General features: G+C 72.6%; 10 protein-coding genes. 1 reads left to right on the top strand and 9 read right to left on the bottom strand.

Annotated elements, in window-relative coordinates; all coding sequences use genetic code 11:
• The coding region (locus tag CWIS_RS06770) for a DEAD/DEAH box helicase (protein ID WP_048342509.1) at positions 1 to 1258 on the bottom strand (1258 nt) is incomplete at its 3' end.
• A 214-nt stretch (positions 1259 to 1472) separates the two neighbouring features.
• Here CWIS_RS06770 and CWIS_RS06765 point away from each other — a divergent pair.
• The gene (locus tag CWIS_RS06765) at positions 1473 to 2429 is read left to right on the top strand and encodes an SGNH hydrolase domain-containing protein (protein ID WP_048342503.1); all 957 of its coding nucleotides are present in this window, start codon (positions 1473 to 1475) and stop codon (positions 2427 to 2429) included.
• Positions 2430 to 2461: 32 nt separating this feature from the next.
• Here the strand turns inward: CWIS_RS06765 and CWIS_RS06760 are convergent, their stop codons facing one another.
• The 8 genes from CWIS_RS06760 to CWIS_RS06725 form a co-directional block, all read right to left on the bottom strand.
• A complete protein-coding gene (locus CWIS_RS06760; RefSeq protein ID WP_048342502.1) occupies positions 2462 to 3085 on the bottom strand; it encodes a DUF1349 domain-containing protein in 624 nt (207 codons plus the stop codon).
• Positions 3086 to 3150: 65 nt separating this feature from the next.
• Positions 3151 to 4164 (bottom strand): DUF4432 family protein, encoded by a 1014-nt coding sequence (locus CWIS_RS06755; RefSeq protein WP_048342501.1) that lies wholly within the window; start codon positions 4162 to 4164, stop codon positions 3151 to 3153.
• Entirely contained in the window at positions 4164 to 5183 is a 1020-nt protein-coding gene (locus tag CWIS_RS06750; RefSeq protein ID WP_053071597.1) for an ABC transporter permease, read from the bottom strand. The genes CWIS_RS06755 and CWIS_RS06750 overlap by 1 nt, the downstream gene beginning before the upstream one ends.
• Positions 5180 to 6223, bottom strand: a complete 1044-nt coding sequence (locus tag CWIS_RS06745) for an ABC transporter permease (protein ID WP_053071596.1) — start codon at positions 6221 to 6223, stop codon at positions 5180 to 5182. The genes CWIS_RS06750 and CWIS_RS06745 overlap by 4 nt, the downstream gene beginning before the upstream one ends.
• On the bottom strand, positions 6216 to 7730 hold the full coding sequence (locus CWIS_RS06740) for a sugar ABC transporter ATP-binding protein (RefSeq protein WP_048342500.1): 1515 nt from the start codon (positions 7728 to 7730) through the stop codon (positions 6216 to 6218). Before CWIS_RS06740 ends, CWIS_RS06745 begins: the two co-directional genes overlap by 8 nt.
• A gap of 65 nt (positions 7731 to 7795) precedes the next feature.
• On the bottom strand, positions 7796 to 8833 hold the full coding sequence (locus tag CWIS_RS06735) for a substrate-binding domain-containing protein (protein ID WP_048342499.1): 1038 nt from the start codon (positions 8831 to 8833) through the stop codon (positions 7796 to 7798).
• 129 nt (positions 8834 to 8962) lie between these two features.
• The gene (locus CWIS_RS06730) at positions 8963 to 9712 is read right to left on the bottom strand and encodes a hypothetical protein (RefSeq protein WP_141370704.1); all 750 of its coding nucleotides are present in this window, start codon (positions 9710 to 9712) and stop codon (positions 8963 to 8965) included.
• A gap of 173 nt (positions 9713 to 9885) precedes the next feature.
• On the bottom strand, positions 9886 to 10938 hold the full coding sequence (locus CWIS_RS06725; RefSeq protein ID WP_048342506.1) for a LacI family DNA-binding transcriptional regulator: 1053 nt from the start codon (positions 10936 to 10938) through the stop codon (positions 9886 to 9888).
• Positions 10939 to 11268: the final 330 nt, after the last annotated feature.

The raw sequence follows: 11268 nt of genomic DNA, 5'->3' as shown, positions 1-11268 counted from the left end.
TCGCCGCGGCGGCGCCGGCGGTCTGCGGCCGGCGGCCGGTCGGCGCGGTCGTCGTCGGGCGGGCGACGGGCTTGACGGGCGCCGCGAGCGTGCCGACGAGGTCGGTGAGCACGCGGGCGCCGGGGCGCACGGCCTGCGGGGTCGCCTTGATGCCCGCCTGACGCGTCATCGTGCGGACCTCCGAGATCTGCTCGGGGAGCACGATCGTCACGACGTCACCAGCGGAGCCGGCGCGCGCGGTGCGGCCCGAGCGGTGCAGGTACGCCTTGTGCTCGGCGGGCGGGTCGACGTGCACGACGAGCTCGATGTCGTCGACGTGGATGCCGCGCGCCGCGATGTCGGTCGCGACGAGCACCTTGACCGCGCCGGTGGAGAACGCCTCGAGGTTGCGCTCGCGCGCTCCCTGGCCGAGGTTGCCGTGCAGGTCCACGGCGGGCACGCCCGCGGTGGTGAGCTGCTTGGCCAGCTTCTTGGCGCCGTGCTTGGTGCGCGTGAACAGCACGCGGCGGCCGGTGCCGGACGCGAGGTGCTGCACGATGTCGCGCTTGTCGTCGGCGTCCGCGACCGTCAGCACGTGGTGCGTCATGGCGGAGACCGGCGAGCGGTCGGTGTCCACCGAGTGGCGCAGCGGGTCGCTGAGGAACGCCGCGACCAGCTTGTCCACGCCGTTGTCGAGCGTCGCGGAGAAGAGCATGCGCTGGCCGCGCTTGTCGGTCGCCGCCATGATCCGCTTCACGCCGGGCAGGAAGCCGAGGTCGGCCATGTGGTCGGCCTCGTCGAGCACGGTGACCTGCACGCCCGCGAGCGAGATGACGCCCTGCTTCATGAGGTCCTCGAGGCGTCCGGGGCACGCGACGACGATGTCGACGCCGCCCTTGAGGGCGGACTCCTGCGGGCGCTGCGAGACGCCGCCGAAGATCGTCGTGACGCTCAGGCGCGCGGCCTTGGCGAGCGGCTCGAGCGTCGCGGCGATCTGCGTCGCGAGCTCACGCGTGGGGGCCAGGACGAGGCCCGTGGGGCGGCTCGGCACGTGCTTGACCATCGTCGTGCCGGGGACGAGGCCCGCGAGGCGGGCGACGAGCGGGAGGCTGAACGCGAGCGTCTTGCCCGAGCCGGTCCGGCCACGGCCGAGCACGTCGCGGCCGCGCAGGGTGTCCGGCAGCGTCGCGGTCTGGATGGGGAAGGCGTCCGGCATGCCGCGCTCGGTGAGCGTGCGGACGAGGACCTCGGGCACGCCGAGGGAGGAGAAACTGGTCACGAAGGGTGTCGCCTTTCGGGCGTCGAGGGGGCGCCCACCAGGCACTTTCACACCCAGGACGCGGGCCCGCGCTGGTCCATGTGCCGCGCAGAGCCACCCCTAGTCTCCCCCATGACCAGCGAAAACCCGTTGTCACGCTGCTCACACGGCCGTTTCCGACCGCGTGGCGGCCTCCGATGCGACGGAACGCGGCACGGTGCGTCATCGTGGTGGGGTGCGCTCCGGAACCCTTCCTCGTCGCCTGCTGACCGCGTGCGTCGGCCTCGCGCTGGCCGCGCCGCTCGCCGCCGGAGCGGGTGCCGCACCTTCCTTCGCGGCCACCGGGGAGCCCGCTGCGGACGCCGCGGCGACGCGCACCTACCGGCCGACCCCGTCGAGGGCGACGCAGGACTACCCCCGGTACTACGACGCGCGCTCGACGCTCGCACCGTGGGCCGGCCGCCGCTGCCACGCCGACGCCGCGAGCACGCGCGCGGTCGTCTGCGAGTTCGCGACGACCACCGCGCGGCACACGATCGCGCTCGTGGGCGACTCGAAGATGGGCATGTACGCGCCCGCGTTCATCCGCATCGCCCAGGCGCGCGGCTGGCGCGTGCTGATCATGACGAAGTCGGCGTGCTCGTTCTCCGACGCGTCGATCGACCGCAGCGGCGCCGCCTACCCCGCGTGCGACACGTGGAACCGCTCGGCGCTCAAGGCGCTCGAGCGGCACCAGCCCGACCTCGTCGTCACCAACCAGTACATGAGCGTGGGGCGGCTGCCCGGGCAGACGCGGGCCACCGAGACGGCGATGGAGCAGGGCCTGGCCTCGCGGTGGCGCACGGTGCAGGAGATGGGCATCCCCGTCGTCGTCGTGCTCGACAACCCGGGCCCGCCGACGGGCGACGTGTACCCGTGCGTCGCGAAGAACCCGAACCGGCCGTGGCGCTGCTCGTTCTCCGCGACGAGCGCGACCGCCGCGGTGCAGCAGCGCGCCGCGGCGCGTGCGGGCGGCGTCGGCATCATCAACCTGCGCCCGACGCTGTGCCCCGGCGGGGTGTGCCGCGCGGTGTTCGGCGACGTGCTGGCCTACCGGCAGGGCTCGCACCTGACGAACACGTACGTCAAGACGATCACGTCGACGATCTCGAGCAAGCTCGACGTCGCGCTGCGGGACGCCCGGGCGCGGTAGCCCGCAGCCGGGCGTCCCCGGGGTCAGCGCAGTCAGGAGCCGTCGCGCAGGTCCGTCAGGCGCTCCTGGACCAGCCGCGTGCGACTGAACGTCACCGCGCACCCGTCGCCCGTGGGCGACTGCGCCTCGAACCCGACGCGCAGCGCGACCCCGGGCCGCTCGAGGCTGAACACGCGCACGAGCGACCAGACCTGACCGTCGGGCGACGCGTGGAACGCGAAGACGTTGTCGATCCGGCTGACGCGCAGCCAGAAGTCGTGGCGAGGGACGACGAACGCGTTGGCGTCGTCGGCGACGTGCCGGTTCACCACCGAGACGACCATCGCCTCCCCCGCGGGCGAGTACTCGAAGCAGAGCTTGGCCCAGTGCGTCTCGTCGAGCCACAGCAGCAGGACGCCCGCGTCGAACGTCGCCGCGAAGTCCACCTTCACGTGCGCGCTCAGCTGGAAGTCGCCCTCGGGTGCGGCGGCCAGGAGCGTCCCCGCGTTGAGCATGGACGTGGAGTTGACCTGTCCGTCGCCCGCGCCCGGGTCGACGAAGATGTCGCTCAGCGGGGCCGCAGTCACCTGCAGGCGGCCGTCGGCGTCCACCTCCCACGTGGACTCGGACGACGGGACGAGGGGCAGCGGGACGCCGGGGACGACGAGGGTGCTCACGGGATGGATCCTCTCTCAGCTGACGGGTGTGCGGGGCGAGATCCGGCACTGACCAGGCCGGGTGCTCACTCGACGACGCGGACGACCGTGCGGTAGGCCCGGCTCTCGCCGGGATCCAGGACGACGACCTCGTCGTCCTGCTCGGCTTGAGCGCGACCGCCGTCGCGCGACGTGGACGGCTCGACGCCGAGCACGTTCACGCCCGGGGTGGGGTCGCGCCACAGGACGAGCAGCGGCCAGCCGTCGGTGGCCTGCTCGATCTCGACGGCCCGGCCGTCCGGCGCGGTGACCAGGACGCACGCGGTGGGACCGGGGAACGGACGGCAGTACACGACCGCCTCGGGTGCGGGGCCTTCGGCGACGTCGAGCGTCCAGGGCAGCCCGCGCGGCTTGCCGGGACGGTCGCGCTCGGCGAACGGGTCGACCGTCCCCGTCACCACCGTGCCCGGTCCGACGAGCGGGTGGCCGAGGTTGAGGTGGTGCCGGTACATGTGACCCGCAGGCAGGAAGCCGTCGTTCGTCACGAGGTCCTCGACGCGCAGCTCGGGTCGCTCGACGCTCGCGACGATCCGGCGCCACAGCCGCAGCGACGGGCCGCCCAGCGAGGCCTCGACGACGTCCCCGGTGATCTCGACGGCCGGCGCGCCCTCGTCGTCGACCAGGCCCCAGCGCACGTTCTCCGCGGGGATGTGCCCGACGCGTCCGTGCAGCCCGTGGTGCGTGCCGTCCACCGTGGACGGCGCGCCCGTGGAGGCCAGCCCGCACGTGGACAGCAGCCCGCCGCCGAACGTGCGGGTCCACCCCGCGCCGTGCGGCTCGTACCGCGACGAGGCGACGGGCCCGCGGGCCGAGCGCCACGCGAGCGGCAGGCCGGGCGCGTCGGCCCAGCCGAGGTCGAGCGCGCGGTCGAGCAGCACCTCGAACGAGATGCCGGACGGGTTGCGGACCACGAGCACGGGGGCACCGCGGCCCGGACCCTCGTCGCGGATCAGGCGGTCGACCGAGACGAGCTGGTCGGGCGCGCCGACGAGCCGGCGGACCGACTCGTCGACGAGCATCGAGTCAGCGCCGAACCCCATCAGCCGGCACCCCGCACCTCGGCCGCCGACGACCGGCGCGCACCCACCGCGATCGCGGCGACCAGCACCGCGCCGGTCAGCACGTACTGCCAGTAGGACGCGACGCCCAGCAGGTTGAGCGCGTTGTTGAGCACCGCGAACAGCAGGGCGCCGACGACCGTGCCGAACGCCGTGCCGCGTCCGCCGCGCAGCGCGGTGCCACCGACCACGACGGCCGCGATGACGTTCATCTCGAAGCCCGTGGCCATGTTGCCCTCGGCCGACGAGAGCCGCCCGGCCATGAAGATCCCGGCGAGCGCGAAGCACACCCCGGCGACGACGAACACGAGCACCTTTGCCCGGTTCACGGGCAGCCCGGCGAGGACCGCGGCGCGCTCGTTGGACCCGAACGCGCGCAGCGTCCGGCCGAAGTACGTGTGCTGCAGCAGCAGGTAGGTGGCGACGGCGAGCACGACGAAGACGACGAACGGCACGGGGACCGAGCCGACCGAGCCCGTGGTGAAGCCGCGGTAGTTGCTCGACGTGATCGGCACGACCTTGCCCGACGTCCAGATGAACGCGGCCCCGAGAAACAGGTACAGCGTGCCGAGCGTCGCGATGAACGGCGCGATCTTCACGTACGTCACGAGCAGGCCGTTGACCAGGCCCAGCACCGCGCCGATCGCGAGCGCCAGCAGCAGCGCCGTCCCGATCGTCGTGTGCGGGAGCACGGTCGCCACGGCGATCGACGCGACCGCGATCACGCCGCCGACCGACAGGTCGAGCAGGCCCGCGGCGATCAGCAGCGTCATGCCGCAGGCCGCCAGCCCGACGAACGACGCCTGGAACAGCACGTTCGAGACGTTGCCCGAGCCCCAGAACGACGGTCGCGCGATCCCGACCGCCACGCAGAGCACGACGAGCACCCCGAGGAGGTACTGGCGCCCGGCGAACTGCCGCAGGACCTGCCCGACGCCCGGGCGCGCGTCCTGCTCGACGGACGGGACGCCCGCCGACGGGGTCGTCACGGTGGTGGTCACGAGAGCCTCCCTTCGAGCATGCGGCGGACCGCCGCTCGCTGCGCGCCGTCGATGCTCAGGGCGAAGACCAGCAGGGCTCCGAGCGCGACGTACTGGTAGAACGACGGGACGTTGAGCAGGTTGAGCCCGGAGTTGATCATCGACAGCAGGAGCGCGGCGACGAACGTGCCGATGATCCGCGGGCGTCCGCCGGCCATGCTCGTGCCGCCCAGGACGACGATCGCGATGGCCTGCAGCTCGAGCCCGGTCGCGACCGACCCGTTGACGACACCGAGCTGGCTGGCCAGGAGCACGCCGCCGATGCCGGCCGCGGCACCCGCCGCGAGGTAGGACAGGAGCACGACGCGCGAGACGCTGATGCCCGTGTCGACCGCCGCCTCGGGGCTGCCCCCGACGGCGACGACGTGCTTGCCGAACCGCATGCGGTCGAGCGCGAACCACGCACCCGCGCCGATCACCACGGCGATGAGGAACGGCACCGGGATGCCGAGCACCGAGCCGGTGGCCACGGACTTGAACCCGCTCGAGGCGATCATGATCGGTGCGCCGCCGGTGAACAGCAGGACGAGCCCGCGGAACACGCTCATGGTCGACAGGGTCGCGATGAAGCCGGGGACCCGCAGGCGGGTGACGATCACGCCGTTGACGAGCCCGAGCCCCGCACCGATCGCGATGCCGACGACCGCGCCGACGAGCGGACCGGCCGAGTTCACGGCGGACGCCGCGATGCACGCCGCGAGGGCCTGCGCCGAGCCGACCGACAGGTCGATCCCGCGCACCGCGATGACGAGCGTCATGCCGTACCCGACGATCGCGAGGATCGCCGCGTTGACGAGCATGTTGGTGACGTTGGAGCCCGACGCGAAGTTCGGGACGGCCGCGACCCCGGCGACGAGCACCAGGACGAACGGGATCATCACGCCCGCGTTCTGCAGCAGGTTGCGCCGGGCGTCGGCCCGGCGGGCCAGCTCGGCGGAGCGCGCGCGCTCGTCGGCGACGAGGGCCGCCGTCGACGTCGCGGCGAGGGTCGTGTCAGGCATGGGTCGCCTCCTGCGCGGTCTGTCCGACGGACGCGCCGACGATGTTGTCCTCGGTCACGTCGCGGCCTCGCAGCTCGGCGACGCGGCGGCCCGCGAAGTACACGGCGCACCGGTCGGCGATCGCGGCGAGCTCGGGCGCGTCCGAGCTGGACACGACCACCGCGACGCCCGCGTCCGCGAGCTGCTTGATGAGCTGGTAGATGTCGACCTTGGCGCCGACGTCGACTCCTCGGGTCGGTTCGTTGAGCAGCAGCACCGAGCAGCCGGACAGCAGGGCCCGGCCGAGCAGCACCTTCTGCTGGTTGCCGCCCGAGAGGTTGCCGATGAGCTGGCGACCGTGCGGGACGCGGATGCGCATGTCGGCGCGGAGCTTGGCGAACTGCGCCCGCTCGTCGGCCGGGACGGGGAACAGGCGACGCAGCAGCGGCAGCGTCGAGCGGTCGCGCGAGACCATCGCGTTCTCGGTGACGTCGAGGTGCGGCAGGATGCCCTCGCCCTTGCGGTCCTCGCTGAGCATGAAGACGCCCGAGCGCACGGCCTCGCGCGGGTTGGTCAGGCGCACCGCCTTGCCGTCGACGCGGATCTCTCCGGCCGAGGTGAGGTCGCCGAACAGCGCGCGCGTGAGCTCGGTGCGACCCGAGCCGACGAGCCCGGCCAGGCCGACGATCTCGCCGCCGCGGACCGTGAGGTCGAACGGCTCGGCGACGCCGGGCACCCGCAGGCCGACGACCTCGAGGCGAGCCGTGCCCTCGTCGGACGTCGCGGCCGCGCGCTCGAACGTCTGCGGCTTGCGGCCGAGCATGTGCTCGACCAGGCGGGCCTCGTCGAGCTCGGCGGTGGGGGCGTGCGCGACGAGCGCGCCGTCACGCAGCACGGCCACGTCGGCGCAGATGTCGAAGATCTCGTCGAGGTGGTGCGAGACGTACACGACGGCCTTGCCCTGCGCCGCGATGCGCCGCACGATCTCGTGCAGCCGCGTGGTCTCGGCGCCGTTCAGCGCGGCGGTCGGCTCGTCCATGATGAGGACGTCGAACTCGCGCGACAGGGCGCGGGCGATCTCGACCATCTGGCGGTCGCCCACGGTCAGCGAGGACACCGGACGGTCGGGGTCGAGGTCCAGGCCCAGCTGGTCGAGCAGCTCGGCGGTCCGACGACGCGTGGTGCGCCGGTCCACGACGCCCACGCCGGTCAGCTCGTGCCCGAGGAACACGTTGTCGGCCACCGAGAGCTGAGGCACGAGCCGGAACTCCTGGCTCACGACGCTGATGCCCGCGGCCTGCGACTCGGCCGAGCTGCGGAACGTGCGCTCGGTGCCCTTGACGAGCACCGAGCCGCTCACGGCCTGCTCGATGCCGCCCAGCACACGGATCAGCGTGCTCTTGCCGGCGCCGTTCTCGCCGACCAGCCCGAGCACCTGCCCGGGCGCCAGCTCCAACGAGACGCCCTTGAGCGCCCGCACACCGGGGTACTCCTGGACCACGTCCACGACCTGCAGCAGTGCCGCCATCGACGTTCCTCCTGACGTGTTGACGGGTGAGGGCGGGGCCGGTGGGGCCCCGCCCTCACCGGGGGTCACTTCTGCGAGGCGCGGGAGGCCTGGAAGTCCGCCAGGTTCTCCGCGGTCACGAGCTCGACCGGGAAGAAGACGGTCTTGGCCGCGGCGTCGTCGTAGCCCGGGTCCTTGCCCTCGAGGAGCGCGAGCACGGCCTCGACGGCCTTCTTGCCCTGGCCGAACGGGTCCTGCGCGACGGTCGCGCTCATGAGGCCCTGCTTGATGAGGTCCTGCGCGCCGTCGGAGCCGTCGAAGCCGATCAGGTAGAAGCCGTCGGCGACCGACTTGCCGGCCGTCTCCATGGCGCGCTGGGCGCCGATCGCGGAGTCGTCGTTCGCGGCGTAGATGACCGCGAGGTCCGGGTTGGCCGAGAGCATGTCCTGCGCGGCGGCGAAGCCACCGTCGACCGTGTCGTTGCCGTCGAGCGACGAGACGATCTCGAACGCGTCGTTCGCCTTGATCGTGTCGACGAACCCGGCGACGCGCTCCTCGCCGACGACCGAGCCCGCGTGCAGCTCGATGACGCCGACCTTGTGCGGGCCGGGCTTGTCGCCGAGCTCGGCGATCACGTGCTGGGCGGCGAGCTCACCACCGTTGTAGTTGTTCGACAGGATGTAGCCGTCGTAGTCGCCCGCGGTGCCGATGTCGGCGATGACCACCGGGATCTTGGCGGCGTGCGCCGCGTCGATCGTCGAGGGCAGGGCCGAGGGCTGCACGGGCGTGACGATGAGGCCCGAGATGCCCTGGTTGATCAGGTCGAGGGAGCCGGAGACCTGCGCGTTCTGGTCCGACTTCTGGTCCACGACGATCGCCTCGATGCCGGCCTCGTCGGCGCCGGCCTTGACGCCTGCCGAGTACGACTGCCAGTACGGGTTCTGCAGGTCGTAGACCGAGTAGCCGATCTTCAGCGGGTCCTTGGCCTCGAACTCGACCGACGCGCCGGAGTCCTTCGGGCCGGTGGTGCCGGCGTCGGAGGTGTCGTCGGCGCCGCTGGCGCAGGCCGACAGGAGCAGGGCGGCAGCGGCGCTCAGGCCGATGACCCGGGTGAGGGTACGCACGAGAGGTGTCTCCTTTGACTTGTTCGGGTGCTCTGGAACGGGTGGTGCCTGAAACGGGTGGTGCCTGAAAGGTCCTGCTGGGGCGGCTCCGGGTCGCGGAGACGCCTGGTTCTCAAGGGGGTCGCGGCGTCAGACGATCGCGGTCGCGAGCCGGCCGGTGTTGGCGGCCTCGGCGACGAACGCGTTGTCGTGCAGGCCCGCCCACGAGGGCAGCGGCACGGCCTTGTCGTGCGCGTGCTCGGTGGGCTCGTGGCTGTACGTCGAGACCTCGCGCACGACGAGCGGCGTCGTCGCGTCCGCCGGGCAGCGGAAGGCGTGCAGGTGCTTGCGGTGCATGACGAACTTCGGGTCCCCCGCGCGCAGCCGCACGTAGCTCGTGAGCCGGGAGTAGGAGTCCTCGCGCCCGGCGGGCAGCGCCACGCCCTCGGGCCAGGCCTCGCCGTCCGGCATCGGGCGGAACTCGAGCACGTCCTCGTCGCCCACGCGCACCGGCTCGGGCGAGTAGAAGACCTCCATCTCGCCCAGCACGACCTCGTAGCTCTCGGTCTTGCGCTGGTGGAAGTGGGGCGGGCAGAACTTGCCCGGGTGGACGATCATCAGCTTGTCGCAGAGGCCCGAGTACTCGGCGTGCGCGGCACCGGCGGCGGGCAGACCGTCGACGGCGGGCTCGTTGAGCGACTCGAAGATGACCATCGCCTCGTACGGCTCGCGGGACCAGAGGCCGTTCTCGAAGGCGTCATACTGGTCGTCCCCGAAGATGATGCCGGCGCTGTCGTTCACCATCTCGGGCGTGACCGGGTACCGCAGGGCGTGGGCCAGGCTGGCCGCCTCGTTGAGCCACTCGTCGTACTCGCGACGGGTCACGGACGTCCTGGTCACGGATCCTCCATTGGATCGAGCGCCGCGACGAGCGCGGCGCAAGAGGGGCTTGAACCGGTTCATTCTCTGAACCGGTTCAAGAGTGCCTCGTGCCGTCGCCGGGTGTCAAGCAGGGAAGGTCACGGTTCGGTGACAGTCACTGTCACCAAGGGATCACGACGCGTCTGCGCAGGTCAGAGGCCTGCGGGCGCCACCTGCGCGGTCGAGCTCCGCACCACGAGCTGCGGCTCGAACTCCACGTGCTCACCGGGGTCACGGCCGTCCGCGCGCAGCAGCAGGCGCGCCGCGGCGACCCCCATCTCGAACGACGGCTGCCGCACGGTGCTCAGCGACGGGTTCAGCGCCGGGGCGAAGTCGGCGTCGTCGTACCCGATCAGCGCGACGTCCTGCGGCACCCGCAGGCCCCGCTCCTGCATCGCGAGGAGCGCGCCCAGCGCGAGCATGTCGTTGACGCACATCACCGCGGTCACCGAGCGCGAGTCGAGCAGCGGCGCGATCGCCGCCGCACCCTCGTCGACCGTGAGGTCGCACACCTCGACGTCCACCACCACGTCGCGCGCCTCGAGCCCGTGCTCCGCGAGCGCCAGCACCACGCCGGCACGCCGCTCCGCGCACCACGAGACCGACGCCGGCCCGTTGACGAGCGCGATCCGCCGGTGCCCGTGGTCCAGCAGGTGCGACATCGCGAGCCGCGCACCCTCGACGTTGTCGAGGCTCACCCACGCGCCGGTCGAGTCCGCGCCCTGCCGTTCCAGCGTCACCACGCCGAACCGTCGGTCCTCGAACGGCGCCCAGTCCGCGGCGCGGTCGACGATCGGCGCGATCACCAGCCCGTCCACGCCCTGGCTCTTCAGCACGCGCAGCAGGTGCTCCTGGCGCTCCGGGTCCTGGTGCGTCGAGCCGATGACCATCGTCAGCCCCGCCTCGTCGGCCACGGTCTCGACACCACGCAGCACGGAGGCCCAGAACGGGTTGCCCACGTCCGGCACGACGAGCCCGATCAGCTCCGAGCGGCGGCTGCGCAGCTGACCCGCCGCGCGCGAGGGGACGAACCCGAGCGAGCGCATCGCGGACTCGACGCGCTCACGCGTCGCCGGGCCCACGCGGTCGGGGTTGTTGAGCACGTTCGACACGGTCCCGAGCGAGACGCCCGCGTGCGCAGCGACGTCCCGGACACCGACCGATCGGGCGGTGCCGTCCGTCCTCGAAGCTGCGCCCTTCGGCACGCCGTGCCCCCGTCCGTCTGCATCGTCGTCGTCGACCTGCTGCTCCCACACCCACGCGAGCGGAGAGCAGGCGTGATGCTACGGCCCGGATGCTACCCCGCGTCCACCTGTGCCCACGTTGCCGCATCGCCGCAGGTCAGCGATCCGGAGCTCCTGCCGGACCCGACGACGGGCTCTCCGCGTGCCACGCACCCGGGCCGGCACGTCAGGTCGGCTGGTCAGGCGTCGACGCGGTCCGTCGCACGCTCCTGCACGCCCTCGGTGAGCCGACGCGCCACGGCGTAGAGGACGAGGGCCCCGACGACCGCCGCGCCGGACGTCGTGACGATC

Source organism: Cellulomonas sp. A375-1 (genome assembly GCF_001040865.1).
Classification (GTDB): domain Bacteria; phylum Actinomycetota; class Actinomycetes; order Actinomycetales; family Cellulomonadaceae; genus Cellulomonas; species Cellulomonas gelida.
Note: the sequence above shows the minus strand (reverse complement) of the source record. Positions and strands in the feature narration are given on the sequence as shown.